The 18,184-nt window shown below is 54.6% G+C and carries 16 protein-coding genes; 6 read left to right on the top strand and 10 right to left on the bottom strand.

The window, feature by feature from the left end; translation table 11 throughout:
• Positions 1 to 3,771, bottom strand: coding sequence for an autotransporter assembly complex protein TamB (gene tamB / locus WFL93_RS19170; RefSeq protein ID WP_336778804.1), 3,771 nt, complete (start codon positions 3,769 to 3,771; stop codon positions 1 to 3).
• Positions 3,768 to 5,507: an autotransporter assembly complex protein TamA gene (gene tamA / locus WFL93_RS19165; protein ID WP_336778803.1), complete on the bottom strand. Its 1,740-nt coding sequence runs from the start codon at positions 5,505 to 5,507 to the stop codon at positions 3,768 to 3,770. The genes tamB and tamA overlap by 4 nt, the downstream gene beginning before the upstream one ends.
• A 452-nt stretch (positions 5,508 to 5,959) precedes the next feature.
• On the opposite strand from tamA, the gene WFL93_RS19160 reads away from it, so the two are divergent.
• On the top strand, positions 5,960 to 7,297 hold the full coding sequence (locus WFL93_RS19160; RefSeq protein WP_336778802.1) for a hemolysin family protein: 1,338 nt from the start codon (positions 5,960 to 5,962) through the stop codon (positions 7,295 to 7,297).
• Between the two features lie 76 nt (positions 7,298 to 7,373).
• On the opposite strand, the gene WFL93_RS19155 is transcribed toward WFL93_RS19160, so the two are convergent.
• Positions 7,374 to 7,580, bottom strand: coding sequence for a DUF1107 domain-containing protein (locus WFL93_RS19155; RefSeq protein WP_007892150.1), 207 nt, complete (start codon positions 7,578 to 7,580; stop codon positions 7,374 to 7,376).
• 312 nt (positions 7,581 to 7,892) lie between these two features.
• On the opposite strand from WFL93_RS19155, the gene WFL93_RS19150 reads away from it, so the two are divergent.
• Positions 7,893 to 8,453, top strand: a complete 561-nt coding sequence (locus WFL93_RS19150; RefSeq protein WP_007892148.1) for a YtfJ family protein — start codon at positions 7,893 to 7,895, stop codon at positions 8,451 to 8,453.
• Between the two features lie 83 nt (positions 8,454 to 8,536).
• Here WFL93_RS19150 and cysQ read toward each other — a convergent pair whose 3' ends face one another.
• A complete protein-coding gene (cysQ, locus tag WFL93_RS19145; RefSeq protein ID WP_336778801.1) occupies positions 8,537 to 9,283 on the bottom strand; it encodes a 3'(2'),5'-bisphosphate nucleotidase CysQ in 747 nt (248 codons plus the stop codon).
• Positions 9,284 to 9,576: 293 nt separating this feature from the next.
• Between cysQ and WFL93_RS19140 the strand changes: the two genes are divergently transcribed.
• The gene (locus WFL93_RS19140) at positions 9,577 to 11,523 is read left to right on the top strand and encodes a bifunctional 2',3'-cyclic-nucleotide 2'-phosphodiesterase/3'-nucleotidase (protein ID WP_336778800.1); all 1,947 of its coding nucleotides are present in this window, start codon (positions 9,577 to 9,579) and stop codon (positions 11,521 to 11,523) included.
• A gap of 33 nt (positions 11,524 to 11,556) precedes the next feature.
• On the opposite strand, the gene fklB is transcribed toward WFL93_RS19140, so the two are convergent.
• Entirely contained in the window at positions 11,557 to 12,177 is a 621-nt protein-coding gene (fklB, locus tag WFL93_RS19135; RefSeq protein WP_007892143.1) for an FKBP-type peptidyl-prolyl cis-trans isomerase, read from the bottom strand.
• 216 nt (positions 12,178 to 12,393) lie between these two features.
• Between fklB and WFL93_RS19130 the strand changes: the two genes are divergently transcribed.
• A complete protein-coding gene (locus tag WFL93_RS19130; protein WP_157178895.1) occupies positions 12,394 to 13,047 on the top strand; it encodes a LysM-like peptidoglycan-binding domain-containing protein in 654 nt (217 codons plus the stop codon).
• 178 nt (positions 13,048 to 13,225) lie between these two features.
• Here WFL93_RS19130 and rplI read toward each other — a convergent pair whose 3' ends face one another.
• The 4 genes from rplI to rpsF are packed head-to-tail and all read right to left on the bottom strand — an operon-like array spanning position 13,226 to position 14,666.
• The gene (rplI, locus tag WFL93_RS19125) at positions 13,226 to 13,675 is read right to left on the bottom strand and encodes a 50S ribosomal protein L9 (RefSeq protein WP_008103594.1); all 450 of its coding nucleotides are present in this window, start codon (positions 13,673 to 13,675) and stop codon (positions 13,226 to 13,228) included.
• 39 nt (positions 13,676 to 13,714) lie between these two features.
• Positions 13,715 to 13,942, bottom strand: coding sequence for a 30S ribosomal protein S18 (gene rpsR / locus WFL93_RS19120; RefSeq protein WP_002210155.1), 228 nt, complete (start codon positions 13,940 to 13,942; stop codon positions 13,715 to 13,717).
• 4 nt (positions 13,943 to 13,946) lie between these two features.
• Complete coding sequence (priB, locus tag WFL93_RS19115) at positions 13,947 to 14,264, bottom strand: primosomal replication protein N (protein WP_007892027.1); 318 nt, start codon at positions 14,262 to 14,264, stop codon at positions 13,947 to 13,949.
• 6 nt (positions 14,265 to 14,270) lie between these two features.
• The gene (gene rpsF, locus WFL93_RS19110) at positions 14,271 to 14,666 is read right to left on the bottom strand and encodes a 30S ribosomal protein S6 (protein WP_007892026.1); all 396 of its coding nucleotides are present in this window, start codon (positions 14,664 to 14,666) and stop codon (positions 14,271 to 14,273) included.
• A 386-nt stretch (positions 14,667 to 15,052) separates the two neighbouring features.
• Between rpsF and WFL93_RS19105 the strand changes: the two genes are divergently transcribed.
• Complete coding sequence (locus WFL93_RS19105) at positions 15,053 to 15,262, top strand: hypothetical protein (protein WP_049851247.1); 210 nt, start codon at positions 15,053 to 15,055, stop codon at positions 15,260 to 15,262.
• A 42-nt stretch (positions 15,263 to 15,304) separates the two neighbouring features.
• Here the strand turns inward: WFL93_RS19105 and yjfP are convergent, their stop codons facing one another.
• Positions 15,305 to 16,054, bottom strand: coding sequence for an esterase (yjfP, locus tag WFL93_RS19100; RefSeq protein WP_049851246.1), 750 nt, complete (start codon positions 16,052 to 16,054; stop codon positions 15,305 to 15,307).
• Positions 16,055 to 16,212: 158 nt separating this feature from the next.
• Between yjfP and WFL93_RS19095 the strand changes: the two genes are divergently transcribed.
• Positions 16,213 to 18,144, top strand: a complete 1,932-nt coding sequence (locus tag WFL93_RS19095; protein ID WP_180822570.1) for a methyl-accepting chemotaxis protein — start codon at positions 16,213 to 16,215, stop codon at positions 18,142 to 18,144.
• Positions 18,145 to 18,184 lie beyond the last annotated feature (40 nt).

Here is an 18,184-nt window from a genome sequence, read left to right as displayed (position 1 = left end):
CTAAAACTCAAACTGATAGAGCAGATCCAGTGCCTGGTCGAGACCCGACACGGCTTCTAAATAGAGTTTGGGCATCAGGCGATAACGCAAGGTTAACGTCGCCAGTGAATCAAATATGCCAACACCGTATTTTACTTGTAGACCCGGCAACACGTAACCACTCACCTGTACCTGCTGACTATCACCTACGCCAGCGGTATCAACCGCGAGGTTACTGACACCGAATGTCTCGCCGATTTTACCCACAACCTGACCACTTTGCGCAACCCCCAATCCCACCAGCGCGGAAGTTAATGCGTTGCTGTCACCATCGCTGTTGAGTCCCTGACCGCGTAACAGGTAAGAAAGCGCTTCCTGTTGCGACATGGCCGGGTCGGAGAACACTTCCACTTTCGGCTCATCCGCCAATCCGGTGACACGCAATCCGGCGGTAACATCGTCTTCGGTTGCCTCCGGATTACGGATGGCTTCAAGGTTGACGTAAGGCTGATCCGGCGGACCGGCAAATTGCAGCTCACCTTTGCGCACCACCAGATCCTGACCATAAGCGTGGAAACGGCCAGATGGAATGTTGATTTGGCCATTTAGGCCGAGACCATTTTTATCCTGCGCCAGTTTGAGATCGCCATTCAGCTTGGCTTTCAGGCCAAATGCCGAGAGGCGCACGTCGTTGCCGACGTGAATCACCAGATTGCTATTGATCGGGATCGCCGCAGTTTTCGGCGCAATCGGCTTGAGATTTTGATCCAGCATCACTTCATCAGACGAGACGCCGGTCGCGCTTTCCGGCACTTCCTGTACGGTGATGCGCGCCCACGGAATATCCACTTTGCCGTCGAGATTGAACGCGGCTGGCGTGGCTTCGAACACCAGATCCGGCGAGACATCCATGCGCACCATCGGCGGCACAGTGACGCGTATACGGCTGCCCTGGGCGGCGACGCGCGCACGCCAGTTGTCCAGCTGGCTCCAGTCGGCGTTACCGCTCAGGTTAAGATTGCCTTGCGCCGTTTGAATCATGCCGTTGAGCGTTGAGCTCATGCCATTGAACACCATGTTGAGATTGGCGGCGGTGAGATCGACCGGCATAAAGCTGCCGTCGACATCCACATCGCTCAGCCCCAGCTGGCCAAATACCTGCGGCTGCTGCAGCGAACCGGCCAGACGCAGATTGCTGTTGAGGTTGCCTTTGATCTTCTCACCCTGCATCAGCGCCGGATTGAGCATCGCCAGCGAGATATTGCTGATTCCGATGTTACCCGACAGCTGACGACGGTTCTCAGGATCGGCAATTTGCACGTTGCCGCTGAGCTGGCCGTTGTTAACGATGTGGATCAGCCAATTCAGTTGGGCACGCCCATTTTGCAGCGCCGCATTCAGATTCAGCGTGTCGAAGGCGATTGGCAAGGTGTTGCCCTGCACATCCTGCTCCACTTTTACGCCGTTGCCTTTCAGCGCCACGGTGCCGGTCGGCAGCGCGCCGTCAGCGGTCCAGTTAACGCGTGCATCACCGCTGAACACGCCGTTCAGTTTGGTGGCATCGGTGAGGAACGGTTTGAGCATCGCCAGATCGAAACGATTGAGCACCACATGCGCATGTCCGCTGGCGCCCGCTTCAATCGGTTCCGGCACGCATAGCTGCGCGTTCGGATTCTGCCAGCAGTGCGGTCCAATGGTCGCGGTTTGCTTGCTGTTGAGGTAATCAATCGCCATCGCGCGCGTCAGGCGCCATTCACCCACCGGCGTATCAAAACGGGTATTGTTGAGATTACCCTGCCAGCGCTCGGTTTTGCGATCGAAGCTGCCATTCAGCGCCAGCTGGCCAGAAACCGGTTCACCCTGCACGTCGAGCTTCAGCTGATGCTGCTTTTCGTTGCCGTCAGCGTTCAGCGTCAGCAGGTTCACTTTCAGCGCATCCTGCTGCAGTTGTTCCACCCGCAGTTGCAGCTTACCGGCGATTTGATCGCTGGATTTCACATCGCCCTGCAGCGCCACACGGCGAATTTGCAGCTGCTGCCAGCGTAAACCGGTTGCCGTAAGATCGGCCAGCAGCTGCGGTGCCTGCAAGGTTCCGCGCGCTTTGATGGTTCCTTTGGCGACGCCGCCCAGGCCCGGCAGCGCGTTATCCAGATTGGGTGCATCAATCGTCGCATCAAGATTGAGCGTATCGCCCAGCTCGCCTTTTACATCCAGATGGTTACGGCCCAGCGCAATGTTGAGGCCGGGAACTTTCCACTGGTTGTAGCTGTTGCCGGTCAACGTGCCCTTCGCGCTCACCGCATTCTGTTTGACGTTACCTTTCAGCTCCAGCTGCGGCACGCTGAGCTGCCAGCTGCCGCCGTACAGACTGCCGCGCGTGGCGATTTTACCGTCCAGCTTCGCTGGCCAATCCGGATACTGTTTGGCGGTGTTGATGCCCGACAGCGTCAGCTCGCTGCGCCAGCTAATGGCCTTGCTCCAGTCCACCAGCGCCGTGAGATCGATATTGCCCTGCAGCGCCGCGACGCGCAGCTTGTCGAGATTGAATTGCTGTTCGTTGCCTTTGCCGTCCAGCGCAATCGTCGCCGGCGGCACACCTTCGCCTTTTACAGCGGTGCGCAGCGACATCACGTAATCGGTGGCTTTGCCTTTGAACTGGTAATCGAGATTATCCGCCTGATACTGCACCGCTCCGCTAAGCGGCCAGCGCAGCTGTGGGCTGGTCAGCTGCAGCGCCAGCGGTAAGCCGGCAACGGCGGGCTGCGCGGTGGCATCCAGCTGCGCGCGCACCGGGCCGGAGAGATTCAGCCCCAGCTTCAGCTCGTCACGCATCGCGCCGCCGAGGTTCATTTTGATCTTCTCGCCCTTGATGGGATCAACATTGAGCGTGCCGTTCAGCGCAAAATTCACCGGCCAGTTATCGGCTAAGGTCGCTTCTCCGCTGGCGTTGAGCTGCCCTTGCGGCGAATCAACATCGAAGGTTTCCAGCTGCAGATGGCGATCGGCGGTTTTGGCTTTCAGCAGCAGACGCGTAATCGACACATCGGTATCGCCGGTAATGCGCAGCTGCTCTCCCAGCAACTCCTGCACGGTGATATCCAGCGGTAGCTGGAAGTCTGGCAGTGCCGGAAGCAGCGGCTGGGCAAACATCGCCTGCAGCGTTTCGCCCAGCGGCTTTTCTGCCGGCTGCGGCTGCTGCACTTTGGGCTGTACCACTTGCTCATCAACCACTTTCGCCGCTTTAGGCAGCGCGATCAGCAAGCTTTGGATGTGAGTCGGTGTCAGCGTTAGCGCGCGATCTTGCCACTGTAGACCGGTGGTGAAATCCAGCAGGGAAATTGCCGTATCATCCACTTTTACGTTGATGTTATGCAGACCCACTTTACTCAGCGTGATCGGATACGGCGTGCTGAGATTGGTGCTGCCGCTCTCCTCTTCTGGCGGCGGTGCGCTGGCGGGCGCCATTTTTTTGCTATCCACCACCACGCTAACGTCCTGCAGCGCAATGTCGTTAACGCATACCGACGAGTGCAGCAGGCAATTCAGATTCAGCGCCAGATGAAAGCGTCCTGCATCCACGCTTACGCCTGGAATCTCATACTTCACGCCGCTAAGCGTGAGATCGCGCCAGCCGCCATCAACCTGTTTGATCGATAAGCCAGGCACCCAGCGATCGGCGCCTTTCAGCAGCAGATGCAAACCCGGCGTGGTGCCAACCAAAAAGGCGATGCTGCCGACCAGCAGCAGCAAAAAAATACCCATGCCAATCAGGACCTTTTTCCACAGCTTCATAGTTCAGGCCCCAATCCTACGTAAAATTGCAATCCATGCTCCTTGTCATCGCCAATTGGCCGCGCGATATCGAACTTGATCGGCCCTACCGGAGAAGACCAGCGCACGCCAAAGCCGGCGCCGGTTTTCAAGTTACTCTGTTTGATGTCGTTGACCGCTTCACCGGAATCGACAAACACCGCGCCCCACCATTTGCCGGTCACGTTGTATTGATACTCGAGCGAGCCGGTGGCCATTTTTGAGGCGCCGGTCAGCTTGCCGTTGTCATCACGCGGCGACACATCTTTGTATTTGTAGCCGCGAATACTGCGGTCACCACCGGCGAAGAAGCGCAGATCCGGTGGCACTTTGTCGAAATCATTGGTTTCGATCCAACCCACATTACCGCGCGCCACAAAGCGATGCTTATCGGCGAGGGTACGGATCCAGACGTTTTGCGCCTGCAGGATCATGAAATCAACGTCCGATCCCCAGGTGGTATCCGACACATCCACCGAGTAGCGCTGCGAATCGCCCCACGTCGGCATTAAACCGCCGCGCGAGCGAGTGCGGTTCAGGCTGACGCCCGGATAGAGCAGCATGGTGGTGTTGGTGACGCTCGCTTGGGTAAAGTGATCGAGGCTCCAGCGCAGATTAATCGCCTTCTGCCAGCCGCTGCTGCTGTCCCAGTTACGCGACATCGCCAGCGTGGTGGTATCGGCTTTGGTGTCATTGAGATCGGTACGCTTCACGCCGCCGGAGAAGGTGTAGTACTGCTCCAGCGGGCTTTTCAGCAGCGGGACTTTGTAGCTGAGATCGAGCTGCTGCTCCGGCGCCGAGACGTAGGCGCTGGCGGCCAGGCTGTGACCGCTGCTGTTAATCCACGGTTTTTTCCATGTGCCTTTCAGGCGCGGACCCACATCAGTAGAGTAACCGACACCGGTTTCAATGGTGTTTTCCACCCGTGGTGAGACAACAGCATTGAGCGGCAATACTTTGGTTTGACGACCTTTATCAAACTCCGGCGCCACCACCACCGAGTTAAACCAGCCGGTCGCTGACAAGCGGCGGTTGAGTTCAGCCAGATCGCGCGAGCTGTAGTGATCGCCTTTTTTGAAGGGCACCAGATTTTGCAGATAGGCTTCGTCGATTTGCGAACCCTGGAAACTGACGTCGCCAAAACGGTAGCGTGGGCCGCTGTCGTAATCGATATCCCAAAACGCTTCACGTCGTTCCACCGACACACCAAGCTGGCTTTGCTTAAAGTCACCGTCGAAGTAACCATTACGCAGTGCCAGGCTGGAAAAACCATTTTTGAATTTGTCGTAGGCACCGTGATTCAGCTGGGTGCCGACTTTTGGCGTGCCCTGTTTAACCCAGGTTTGATAATCTTTGTCGGTTCTCGCTTCGCCCTGGATGACAATGGTGCTGCCACCAATTTTTACCGGCTCACCGGGTTTTACGTGGGCGATAAGCACCGGACGACCACCTTGTGGCGGTGCCGGGCGCGATTCAAAATTGATCTCAGGTTCGTAATAGCCGAGCGCGCGGAGGCCCTCTTTAATGGCCTCCGCAACGCGCGCCTGGAAACGCCCGTCATTGGACACTTCGTCACTGCCAATCGTCGACAGGCGTGCCCTGACATTTTTCTGCAAATCCCCGGTCAATCCGTCCAGCTGCAAGCGCACTTTGGCCGCCTCAACGGCAGGTGCAGCAAGCAACAGGCTGGCCAGACAATAAATATGAAATCGTGGCACACGTACTCCTGTTAATAATGCCGGCCCCTATTCCGCAGGGGCGTTTATTCTGTAGAAGGGTATCACCACCGCTCGTGTACCCATCAGCATAGCCGCTCTTTTTTGCCGCAACGGCGGAAATACGGCGACTAAGCCAAATAGTGAGCTATTGTCGGTAAATGGGGGAAACGATACAACAGGCATGCGCTTGTTCCGCGCCAGAGAGCAGCTCACTCGGATTAATCCGAGCACACCGCGCGCGCCGCTGGCGGCATGATAAGCGCTGCTGCTATAATCAGCGACCAGCAGGCCTCGCCTGCATCTTTTTCTGCCCCGACGTTAAGCTTATCTTGTCGATATGGCGCAGACATTTTTGGCACGGATAGCCTGTTTGACTGGCAAATACCGGATGTACGCCCACTCCCGCGCTGCCCAGGCCAAAAATGACAAGTGATTAACCCAACGGACCTTTTATGCTCGATAGCTTGCTTGTCATCCTTTTACTGATCGTAATCAGTTCATTTTTTTCTCTTTCGGAGATCTCGCTGGCGGCTGCCCGCAAGATCAAGTTGAAGCTGCTGGCTGACGAAGGCAACATCAATGCACAGCGCGTGTTGAAAATGCAGGAACAACCCGGCATGTTCTTCACCGTGGTGCAGATTGGCCTGAATGCCGTCGCCATTCTCGGCGGTATTGTGGGCGATGCTGCCTTCTCTCCCGCCTTTAATAGCCTGTTCAGCCGCATCGTGGCACCCGAATTAGCGGAGCAGCTCAGCTTTATCTGCTCCTTCACCATTGTTACCAGCCTGTTCATCCTGTTCGCTGACCTGACGCCAAAACGTGTCGGCATGATTGCGCCTGAAGCCGTCGCGCTGCGCATTATCAATCCGATGCGCTTCTGTTTAGTGGTGTTACGCCCGCTGGTGTGGCTGTTTAACGGTCTGGCTAACGTGTTCTTCCGCATGTTCAAACTGCCAATGGTGCGTAAAGACGACATCACTTCCGACGATATCTATGCGGTGGTGGAAGCCGGCGCGTTGGCGGGTGTGCTGCGTAAGCAGGAACATGAGCTGATTGAAAACGTGTTCGAGCTGGAATCACGTACCGTGCCGTCATCCATGACGTCGCGCGAGAACGTGGTGTGGTTCGATTTACACGAAGATGAAACCACCCTCAAAACCAAAATCGCGCAGCATCCGCACTCCAAATTTATCGTGTGTGATGGCGATATCGACCATATCGTCGGTTATGTCGATTCCAAAGAGCTGCTGCTGCGCGTGCTCGGCAATCAGAGCCTGACGCTCAACAGCGGCGTGCAGATTCGCTCCGCACTGATTGTTCCGGACACCTTGACGCTCTCCGAAGCGCTGGAGAGCTTCAAAACCGCCGGTGAAGACTTCGCGGTGATCATGAACGAATATGCGCTGGTGGTTGGTATTATTACGCTGAATGACGTGATGACCACGCTGATGGGCGACCTGGTAGGACAAGGTCAGGAAGAGCAGATTGTGGCGCGTGATGAGAATTCATGGCTGGTGGAAGGCGGTACGCCTATCGATGACGTGATGCGCGTGCTGGATATCGATGACTTCCCGCAGTCAGGCAACTACGAAACCATCGGCGGCTTCATGATGTATATGCTGCGCAAGATTCCGAAGCGTACCGATTTTGTGAAGTTTTCCGGCTATAAATTCGAAGTGGTGGATATTGATAGCTATCGCATCGACCAGCTGCTGGTGACGCGCATTGATGAACGTCCGCCGGTGCTGAATGTGACGAAGAATACGCTGGATGAATCGGAGTCGTCGTAGGGTCGCCATTCATGGCATCTAACACACCAATCGCACAAAAACTGAGGGCGCCATCGGCGCCCTTTCTTATGCTTAATTAGTTGTACTCGGCTTGCAGTCGCAGCACCTGGCGATTGATTTCTGACATCACGCTGAGATGCTGTTTGTCTTTGACGCGTGGCAACATCACTTTGCCTTTATCGAACTCGAACGCGCCCACATCCTTGATGTACAACCTTCCTCTAAATAGCGTTTTTACATATTTCGCAATTTGCAGCGGATTATAGCGCTGGAAGATCTTCATGCTGTTTAACTCCTAAAATGTTTAATACGCTCCGTCGTAACCAAATTTGGTACGAACCCATGAAGCGCAAATGAGGCATAACTATAGAGCATCCTTTCTTACCAATGTTCCGAAAAGGTGAATTTTTTACTGAATTGACACATCATTACAGAATACTCTGTTATCAGCCTCACGAAACCCAGTATAAACCTTCACTCATTATGGAATTGTGGCATAGGTTGCAAACCTGTTAACTCATTGCGACAGACGCATCATCCACGCCTAATATTGCAGGAACATGAACAACTGGTCGGATCACCAAGGAGTTTGAAAATGCGTTTGGTACACTCTGTGATAGCACTGGCACTCCTCCCTGTCCTGGCATCGGCACAGGCATTCAAACTGGGTGAACGCGTACCCGCCGTTGGCGTTAACGACAGAGGAGAGCTGGTTTATCAACAAGATAAAGATAAGTTTAGCTACAAATCCTGGAATAGCGCGCAGCTGAGTGGAAAAGTTCGCGTCATCTTGCATATTGCTGGCCGATCTTCCGCTAAGGAGCAGAATGCCGCGCTGATTGAAGCCATTAAAGCCGCCCATCTGCCGCACGACCGTTATCAAACCACCACCATCGTTAATACCGACGATGCCATTCCCGGCACCAGCATGTTTGTGCGCAGCAGTATTGAGAGCAACAAGCAGCAGTATCCGTGGTCGCAGTTTATCGTCGATAGCAACGGCAGCGCGCGTCAGGCCTGGCAGCTGGAGAAAGGCGGTTCAGCCATTGTGGTGTTGGATAACACCGCACACGTGCGCTACGTCAAAGATGGTCCGCTCACGCAGGATGAAGTGCAGCAGGCGATGAAGCTGATTCATGAGTTATTGCAGAAGTGAGTGACGTAAAGTCGATCAGATAAGCACCGCATCAAATCATTGCACATTCCGTAGCGGCGCGATTTATCGCGCCGCTACAAATATTAAAACAGCGAAACGCGGAAGCCGGGATTGAGAAACGATTCGCGCGGCGTGTAATCAAGGGTTTTGCCCTGCCAATCGTGCACATGCGCACCGGCCGCAATCGCCACTGCGTGTCCTGCGCCGGTATCCCAAATGTTGGTCGGCCCAAAGCGCGGATAGAGCTGTGCGGCACCTTCGGCTACCAGGCAGAACTTCAGCGAAGAGCCGATCGCGGTAGTTTGATGCTCACCCAGCTGATGCAGATACTCTTGTAGCTCTTTATCACTATCAAAATGCGAGCGACTCACCACCACTAACGGCGGACGCGCTTCACGTGCATGAATCTGCGTTCGCTCACCCTTCTCCTCTTTCCACGCTTTGTTATCTGCAGCGGAATACATGACGCCCAACACCGGCGCATAAACTACGCCCAACACCGGCTTACCCTTGTCGATCAGCGCAATATTCACCGTAAATTCACCGTTGCGTTTGATGAACTCCTTGGTGCCATCCAGCGGATCGACCAGCCAGTATTTCTGCCAATGCTGGCGCACGTCCCAGCTCGGCGGATCCTCTTCAGACAGCACCGGCACATCCGGAGAAAGCGTCGCCAGCCCCTGTAAAATCACACGATGTGCGGCGAGATCGGCCGCCGTGACCGGCGAATCATCTGACTTGCGGGTCACGTCCACCGGCTCGGCGCCGTTATACACCTGCATAATGGCATCACCCGCTTCGCGCGCCAGCTGACAAATTTTATCTAACATTATTTACCTCTTTTCCGCTGATTCTGCCTGTCAGACACCAACAGCCAATCTGTATTCATTTTAGCAGTTGTGTTTCGACAGCCTGCGACTGCGCGATCTGCTACGGCAATGTATATGATTATCAATATCATAGTTCAAAGGCATCGGCTATGGCGGGATGCTGAATAGGTTTATGCGGAAGACAGTTGGCAAAAATTAGATGAAAGTCCGAGTCCCATCACAAATTGAAATGATAATTCGTCATGGTTTTACATTATTTTGAGAGGCCCATTGGACTGAACAAGGAGCAAGCGATGTTCAAAGCGAGCATGTCGTTATTGGCACTCGGTATTACAGCCGCCACGGTGCAGGCTGCCACGGTAGATCTGCGTATTCTGGAAACGACCGATCTGCACAGCAATATGATGGATTTCGATTATTACAAAGATACGCCAACCGAGAAGTTTGGCCTGGTGCGCACCGCGACCTTGATCCAGCAAGCACGCGCCGAAGCGAAGAACAGCGTGCTGGTCGATAACGGCGATATCATTCAGGGCAGTCCACTGGGTGATTACATGGCGGCGAAAGGGCTAAAACCGGGTGAGGTACATCCGGTTTATAAAGCGATGAATATGCTGGATTACGCGGTTGGTAACCTTGGCAATCACGAATTCAATTATGGTTTACCGTATCTGCAAAGCGCGCTGGCCGGTGCGCGCTTCCCTTACGTCAATGCTAATATTATCGATGAAAAGAGCGGCAAACCGCTGTTTACTCCCTACTTAATTAAGGAAACCACGGTTACCGACCGCGACGGTACGTCGCACCGCTTAAAAATTGGTTACATCGGCTTCGTTCCCCCCCAGATTATGGTGTGGGATCGCAACAATCTGCAGGGAAAAGTGCGGGTTGATGACATCACTGAAACAGCGAAGCGCTATGTGCCGGAAATGCGCGCTAAAGGTGCTGAAATAATCGTCGCTATTCCACACTCCGGATTAAGCAGCGAACCCTATCACGCTATGGCGGAGAACTCGGTTTATTACCTCAGCCAGGTTCCAGGCATCAACGCCATTATGTTCGGCCATGCCCATGCCGTGTTTCCGAGCAAAGAGTTCGCCGCCATAAAAGGGGCTGATATTGCACAAGGCACATTGAATGGGGTTCCCGCCGTCATGCCCGGCATGTGGGGCGATCATCTCGGGGTGGTGGATTTAGTGCTGAATAATGACGGCGGCAAATGGCAGGTAGCGCAGGGCAAAGCTGAAGCGCGTCCGATTTATGACAGCGCGGCGAAAAAATCCCTGGCGGCTGAAGATGCCAATCTGGTGAAAGTACTGGCGCAGGATCATCGCGCTACGCGCGAGTTTGTTGCTAAGCCGATCGGCAAATCCGCCGACGTGATGTACAGCTATTTGTCGCTGGTGCAGGACGATCCCACGGTACAGATCGTTAATAACGCGCAGCGCGCTTACGTAGAGCACTTTATTCAGGGCGATCCCGATCTTGGCCGCCTGCCGGTGCTCTCTGCCGCCGCACCGTTCAAAGCCGGTGGCCGTAAGAACGATCCCGCCAGCTATGTCGAAGTGGAGAAAGGTAATCTCACCTTCCGTAACGCTGCCGATCTCTATCTCTATCCCAATACGTTGGTGGTGATGAAAGTCAGCGGTGCGCAGGTGAAGGAGTGGCTGGAGTGTTCCGCCGCGCAGTTTAATCAGATCGATGCGCACAGCAGCAAGCCGCAATCACTGATCAACTGGGACTTCCGCACCTATAACTTCGATGTGATCGATGGTGTGCAGTACCAAATCGATGTGACGCAACCGGCACGCTACGATGCGGAATGTACGCTAATCAATAAAGAGGCCTCACGTATCAAGGACCTCAGTTGGCAAGGCAAGCCGATTGATCCCAACGCCACCTTCCTGGTTGCCACCAACAACTATCGCGCGTATGGCGGTAAGTTTGCCGGCACCGGCGATAAGTATGTCGCGTTCGCATCACCGGATGAGAACCGCTCGGTGGTTGCCGCCTATATCAGCAGTGAGACCAAAGCGCACGGCGAGGTGAAACCGCAGGCGGATCACAACTGGCGCCTGGCACCGATTAGCAGCACCACGCCGCTGGATATCCGTTTTGAGACCGCGCCCGGCGCGAAAGCGACGAAATTTATCGAGCAGCATGCCGATTACCCGATGAAAGCGGTGGGCAGCGATGAGATAGGTTTTGCGTTGTGGCAGGTAGATTTACAGAAGAAGTGACGATCAAGGGCGGCGAGTGCCGCCCTTAAGTGCTTACAGAATTTCCAGCAGCTCAACTTCAAACACCAGGGTGCTGAATGGCGGGATGGATGCGCCAGCACCGCGCTCACCGTAAGCGAGGTTGTGTGGAATCGCCAGTTCCCATTTGGAGCCAACCGGCATCAGGGTCAGCGCTTCAATCCAGCCCGCGATAACACCGCTCACTGGGAATTCCGCCGGCTCGCCACGTGCAACCGAGCTGTCAAATACGGTGCCATCGATCAGTTTACCGGTGTAATGCACACGGACGCGATCCTGACGTGATGGGATCGGGCCATCGCCTTGGGTGATGACGCTGAACTGCAGACCGGTTTCGGTGCTGCTCACGCCTTCGCGCTGCGCATTCTGCTCAAGGAAAGTCTGACCTTCTGCCGCCATTGCTTCTACGCGTTCACGACGCACACCTTCAGCGCGCTCGTGCACTTCACGCAGGGCGCGATGTACCACATCAACCGGGACGGCCGGTGAGTTCCCTTCCAGCGCGTCGCGCAGGCCGGCGAGCAGTGCTTCCGGCTGCAGACCCTGCAGTCCAGACTCTTGCAGCTGCTGGCCTACCTGTAAACCGATACCGTAACTTGCTTGTGATTCGACGCTGTCGAATGAAGGGGTCGTCATCTTGATTCCTTAATCCCGGAGAAAAATAGAACCGGCAGCATACCAGCGCGGGCGGCTGGCGTAAAATCTCGCGCGCCGCAGATGACATTTCTCAGGGAAAGAGAAACAATACACCGGTCAAATTTTTCAATGCTGCCAGGCACTTCCCGTCTGCATTGCTCATACTATAGCTGTGGCGAGGTTTTCACCTGCCACCGTCGAAACAAGAGAGAATACATGGGCCAGATTGCCCCACGACGTCGCAGGACGCGCGCACCGCGTACTTTATTACCTTGGTTGCAACGTTGGCTGCCGCGCATTACGCGCCAAAATGCCAGCGAGGAGGATTCACGAATGGCTTCCGAACACCCTTCCCGCATTCCCGCCGCACTGCAACGTGTCTGGCATCTGTTGGACAATGTGCGCTGGATGGACCCGCTGCCCGCTCTGCATCGTCGCGGCATTGTGATTGCGCTGCTGGTGCTACTGCTGGCGTTTCTCTGGCCGAGCAGTACGCCGCAATACCCGGTTGAGCGTCCGGCAGACAATACCGCTAAAGAAGTGCCGATGCAGGCGGAGATTTACGATAATAATCAATCGCAGAACACGCCGCCGAAAACCGATTCGCAGGGCGAATGGCGCACCTATAACGTGGCGTCAGGCCAGACGCTAGCGCAGCTGTTCCGCGATAATAATCTGCCGGTGAACGATGTGTTTGCCATGGCGCGTGTCGAAGGTGATGGGCAGCCGTTGAGCGCGTTGCAGAATGGTCAGCAGGTGAAGATTCGTCAGAATGCGCAAGGCGAGGTGACAGGCTTAACGGTGGATGGCAGTAACGGTCCGGTGCTGTTTACCCGTCAGCCGGATGGCAGTTTTATCCGCGCCCAGTAAAACGCAGAAACAAAAACGCCGGCACAAGGCCGGCGCTTTCGCATTACCGAGTATACTCGTCATAATCCAGGTTACAGATGCGTTGGCTACGCTCATTCACCCAGTCACTTACCGAAGTAAGCTCAGGGGATTCATTCCCTTGCCGCCTTCCTGCACCTTGAATTATTTAGAGTACCAATTACTCAGCAACTACATTCACAACCAGTTTAGCGAAGACTTCGCTATGGATCTGGAAGTCAACTTCGTGCTCACCGGTGGTGCGCAGTACGCCTTCTGGAAGACGAACTTCGCTTTTAGCCACTTCAACGCCAGCTGCAGTTACTGCATCAGCGATGTCACGGGTACCGATGGAACCGAACAGTTTACCAGCGTCGCCTGATTTAGACGCGATGGTTACGTTGCCCAGTGCGTTGATTTTCTCTGCACGTGCGTTAGCAGCAGCCAGAACGTCAGCCAGTTTGGCTTCCAGTTCAGCGCGACGTGTTTCGAAGAACTCAACGTTTTTCTTGGTAGCAGGAACAGCTTTACCCTGTGGAACCAGGAAGTTACGAGCGTAGCCCGCTTTAACGTTAACCTGATCACCCAGGCTGCCCAGGTTTGCTACTTTATCAAGCAGAATAACTTGCATTACCTTATCCTCTTAAAGTCGTTAATGGACAACTACCGATTACTGATGACGATCAGTGTACGGAAGCAGGGACAGGTAGCGAGCGCGCTTGATGCAACGAGCGAGCTGGCGCTGGTATTTTGCACGAGTACCGGTAATACGGCTCGGGACAATTTTACCGCTTTCGGTAATGTAGTTTTTCAGTGTAGCGATATCTTTGTAATCAATCTCTACAACGCCTTCCGCGGTGAAACGGCAGAACTTGCGACGACGGAAATAACGTGCCATTTGGCTAGTCTCCAGAATCTATCAAATCAATCTGCTCGGCATGTAACACCATTCTACTCTGACCATTGCGTGCCTGATGGCAGCTAATAAAGCCTTCGAGAGTGAGTTGCGTGCCGACCGTTATATGTTGAGTAATCACCTGATGGGTGCTGCCGCTGATAATCACCGGCATTTGACACCAGGCTTGCCGGTGGAAACCGGCTTCCTCTTGCACAGAACGATGCTCAAGCACGAACTGGCAATGAGGAATCCCTGACGGACTGACTTTTCGAACCGGCGTCTTGCACACAGTGCCAGACAGGCGCAGTCGATTTGCCGTCATGTCGGATTACTCTTCAGAATCCCCAGCATCTGAGTCATCAGCCGATTCGTTAGCAAAGTCTTCGCGGCGATCACGACGCTCGTCTTTAGCTTTAACCATCGGAGATGCTTCAGTTACCGCGTGCTTAACGCGCATAACCATGCTGCGGATAACGGCGTCGTTGAAGCGGAAGTTAGTTTCCAGCTCGTCAATCACTTCCTGCGGCGCTTCTACGTTCAGCAGAACATAGTGAGCTTTGTGCAGTTTGTTGATTGGGTAAGCCAGCTGACGGCGGCCCCAGTCTTCCAGACGGTGAATCGTGCCCTGTGCACCGGTGATAGCACCAGTGTAACGCTCGATCATACCTGGAACCTGTTCGCTCTGGTCAGGGTGGACCATAAATACGATTTCGTAATGACGCATCGATAGCTCCTTACGGATTATTCAGCCTCCTGTCAGGGTCAGCTGCGGCCCACGGAAGCAAGGAACGTTATAGGTTGTGGATCATTGAACCAATGAAACACACCTCTGAATGCAGCTGAAAAATTGACGCGTAATCATACTGGCGTCCTTGCGGAAACTCAAGCGCACAATTCATCAAAGGGCGACTATCGTGCCAGTTAATACGGCTTTTTGTGCTTAGTGATGTGCTTCAGTAAGTTAGAGAGTGTTTCATCAAATTCTCTGAAGAAGGCGTTCAACAGGACGATCTGGCGGCAAGTTGGTTAAGAACTACACTAGTTACAGGCGCCACGATTTAACTTTTTCGTAACGTCTGAGAGTGTAATCCCTGAAGTGAGGAGTCGATTATGAAAACCATCATTATCGCCACTTTACTGGGTCTCTTCCTGTCTACCCCCGCGCTTGCCAGCTCCGCTGACTTTGCACAGCAGATGAGAAGTCACAGCAGCAACGCGGCGTCAGGCTATGTCTACGTTAATCGGTTGGATGCGCCTGCCAGCAGTAACCCAGTCAGTGCCAATACCAGCGCCGCCGAACGGTTGTCATCACAACTTTAGTCCGGCTAAACGGGCTGGCGCCAATCACGCCAACCCGCATTTTTATAAATGATGTTTAAAGAAACTGACCAGCGCGGTCAGGGCCGAAGGCGTGATCTTGTGGCCAATATTTTTTTCAGAAAGTGAGGTCATTTGCTGATCGAGCCCCGCCTCGCGTAACGCTTTCTCCAACCGTACCGTTTCGGCAAACGGCACCACTTCATCTGCTTCCCCGTGCCACAGCAATAATGGCCGGTTCGACAGTTTGTCTAACTGTTCACTGGGATCGTACGGGGCTAGCGGCGCTAAACGCGCGGCAAAGGTCTCTTTCTGCTCAGGCGTACGCGCCACCAGCGGCGGGAACAGCGTATGACTCAGTTGCATGAAATAGCCGGAGCCCATCAAACACGCCACGCTGTGAATCTGCGGATAGCGCGCCATCGCCCCCAGCGCAGTCATGCCGCCCATCGATGCACCCGCCACGGCAAAACGCTCATCGGCAACCCAGTCATTCTCACGCAGCGCCGCTTCCAGCAACGCCACTTCATCAATGTTCTTTTTAAGAATGTCCCAGAAGTGCGTCATACGCAGTTCGGTATCGCCGTTATAGCGCGCGCCGTGCATATCAGCATCGGGCATGATCACGCGAAAACCCGCCTGCGCCAGCGCCACGGCAAAGTAGCTATAAACCTCTTTCGATGAGGTAAACCCGTGATAAAACAACACCGTCGGCAAGCGCGCCTGGCGCTGCCCGGCCGGTGCTGCGTGAATACATTCGATGCCCGCCAGATTCTCCGTCGCCAACTCAATCATATCGCCTCCATTGAGAATGATTATCACTGGAATCAGTGTAAGCGCTGCCGAACAAAATGCGAGCCACTTCACATTAAGTTTGAATAATTTCTGCCCTAAACATTTAGCCCTTTTTGCCGTTGATCTTGTACCCCTTCAATAATCTCAAAAGGTACTTTATGAAGCGTCTTTCTCTCAGCGCCATGGGTCTCGGATTTAAGCTGTCTGTATTGACGTCTTTGAGCGTGGCAATTGTGCTATTTACTCTGACCTTAACCCTGAGCCATAACGCCGCACGTCAGCTGGAACAGTTGGCAATCGACGATATGCAGAATCAGGTGCAAGGCATTAATGAAATGGCCACCATGTTCAACGCCACGTTGTCAGAAGAGGTGGCGAATTACACCAAACTGTTCCAGAGCTTTTTGCCTAAACGCTTTAGTCGCGACGAAAGCGAGCGCATTCAGGTGGGCGAATTCAGTACGCCAACGCTGCGTGCCGGGTTGAAAACCCTCAACCTCGATCAAATCGCGGTTGATGACTTCCTCGATCGCACCGGCGCGGTCTCCACTATCTTCGTGCGCGACGGTGAGGATTATGTGCGTATCTCCACCTCGCTGAAAAAAGAGGATGGCAGCCGGGCGATTGGTACCAAACTGGATCGCAGCAGCGCGGCCTGGCGCAGCGTCAATCAGGGCACGGTGTATCGTGGCCTGGCGACGCTGTTCGGCCACCGTTACATCACGCAGTATCAGCCGGTGCAGGATAGCAGCGGCGCGGTGATCGCTATCCTGTTCGTTGGCGTACAGATTGACGCGCAGTACGCGTTGATGCGGGATAAAGTGCTGGCGCGTCACTTAGGCGACAGCGGCACCTTCTCGGTACTCAATGGTGCGCCGGGCAGCAGCCAGGGCCAATATCTGTTTGATCGTCATGCTGAAGGTAAACTGCCGCGCTGGGATCGCGCTACGCAGCAGCAACTGCTCAGCCAGCCGAAAGGTGTGGTGGCGGTTGAACTCGATGGCGAAACCAAACTGCTGGCATGGCAGCAGTTGCCGGGCTGGAACTGGATTATCGCCGGTGAAGTGAGCCGTGCCAGCCTGCTGGCGCCAATCACCCACAGCCGCAACCTGTTTATGGCGATGGGTCTGGCGCTGGTAATTGCCTTTGCCATTGGCTTTATGTGGTACAGCCGCCGCGCCATTACCCGTCCGCTACAGCAGGTGATTCATCTGGCGGAACAGTATGCTGCCGGTAATCTGCAGGCGCATCTCGACTCCTCACGTCGTGATGAAATCGGTCAGCTGGTTAGCGCGATTAATGGTATTGGCGATGGATTGGAGAAAGTCGTCAGCCAGGTGCGCTCGGCCGCGCGCGAGATTAGCAGCGGCACCGACACCATCGCCGCCAGCAGCTCTAGCATCAGCGAACAAATTGGTCGCCAGGCCAGCAGCGTGGAGGAAACCTCGGCCAGCATGGAGCAGTTTGGTGCTACGGTGGCGCAAACCGCAGCCAACGTACGTCAGGCAATGGCGCTGGTGGGTGAAGCAGCCAATACCGTGAATCATGGCGGAAGCACCGTGGCACGTTCGGTGGAAACCATGTCGGAGATTCGCGTGGCGTCGCAGAGTATCGCCGATATCACCCATGTGATTGAGTCGATTGCGTTCCAGACCAACATTCTGGCGCTGAATGCCGCCGTTGAGGCCGCACGCGCCGGTGAACACGGCAAAGGCTTCGCGGTAGTGGCGGCAGAAGTACGTGCGCTGGCGCAGCGCAGTGCAACGGCGGCTAAAGAGATCGATGGCTTGATTGCCAGCTCAATCGATAAAGTGGCGGCCGGGCATACGCTGTCGGAGCAAACGCGCGATGCGATGAGTCATATCGTCAATCATATCGAGCAGGTCAAGACGTTGATGGGTGAGATCAATATCGCTGCGCAGGAACAGGCGGCGGGGATTGGTCAGGTTAATCTGGCGATGAATCACATCAGCCAGGCAACGCATCAAAGCAGCGATATGATTAACCAATCGGAAACCACGGCTAATCATCTGAGCAAAAAAGGCCATCATCTGACACAGCTGGTAAGCATTTTTCATCTGAAGGACTAAAAGCACGGGGAAGATGGCATACACTTGAGCCATCTTCCTC

It is taken from the genome of Pantoea sp. USHLN256 (genome assembly GCF_037149875.1).
GTDB lineage: Bacteria > Pseudomonadota > Gammaproteobacteria > Enterobacterales > Enterobacteriaceae > Pantoea > Pantoea nemavictus.
The sequence above is the reverse complement of the archived record's forward strand: the minus strand, read 5'-3'. Positions and strand labels throughout refer to the sequence as shown.

Coding starts and splice junctions, on each gene's coding strand:
- tamB (WP_336778804.1), bottom strand. CDS start 3,771: ATGAAGCTGTGGAAAAAGGTCCTGATTGGCATGGGTATTTTTTTGCTG.
- WFL93_RS19160 (WP_336778802.1), top strand. CDS start 5,960: ATGCTCGATAGCTTGCTTGTCATCCTTTTACTGATCGTAATCAGTTCA.
- WFL93_RS19155 (WP_007892150.1), bottom strand. CDS start 7,580: ATGAAGATCTTCCAGCGCTATAATCCGCTGCAAATTGCGAAATATGTA.
- WFL93_RS19150 (WP_007892148.1), top strand. CDS start 7,893: ATGCGTTTGGTACACTCTGTGATAGCACTGGCACTCCTCCCTGTCCTG.
- cysQ (WP_336778801.1), bottom strand. CDS start 9,283: ATGTTAGATAAAATTTGTCAGCTGGCGCGCGAAGCGGGTGATGCCATT.
- WFL93_RS19140 (WP_336778800.1), top strand. CDS start 9,577: ATGTTCAAAGCGAGCATGTCGTTATTGGCACTCGGTATTACAGCCGCC.
- fklB (WP_007892143.1), bottom strand. CDS start 12,177: ATGACGACCCCTTCATTCGACAGCGTCGAATCACAAGCAAGTTACGGT.
- WFL93_RS19130 (WP_157178895.1), top strand. CDS start 12,394: ATGGGCCAGATTGCCCCACGACGTCGCAGGACGCGCGCACCGCGTACT.
- rplI (WP_008103594.1), bottom strand. CDS start 13,675: ATGCAAGTTATTCTGCTTGATAAAGTAGCAAACCTGGGCAGCCTGGGT.
- rpsR (WP_002210155.1), bottom strand. CDS start 13,942: ATGGCACGTTATTTCCGTCGTCGCAAGTTCTGCCGTTTCACCGCGGAA.
- priB (WP_007892027.1), bottom strand. CDS start 14,264: ATGACGGCAAATCGACTGCGCCTGTCTGGCACTGTGTGCAAGACGCCG.
- rpsF (WP_007892026.1), bottom strand. CDS start 14,666: ATGCGTCATTACGAAATCGTATTTATGGTCCACCCTGACCAGAGCGAA.
- WFL93_RS19105 (WP_049851247.1), top strand. CDS start 15,053: ATGAAAACCATCATTATCGCCACTTTACTGGGTCTCTTCCTGTCTACC.
- yjfP (WP_049851246.1), bottom strand. CDS start 16,054: ATGATTGAGTTGGCGACGGAGAATCTGGCGGGCATCGAATGTATTCAC.
- WFL93_RS19095 (WP_180822570.1), top strand. CDS start 16,213: ATGAAGCGTCTTTCTCTCAGCGCCATGGGTCTCGGATTTAAGCTGTCT.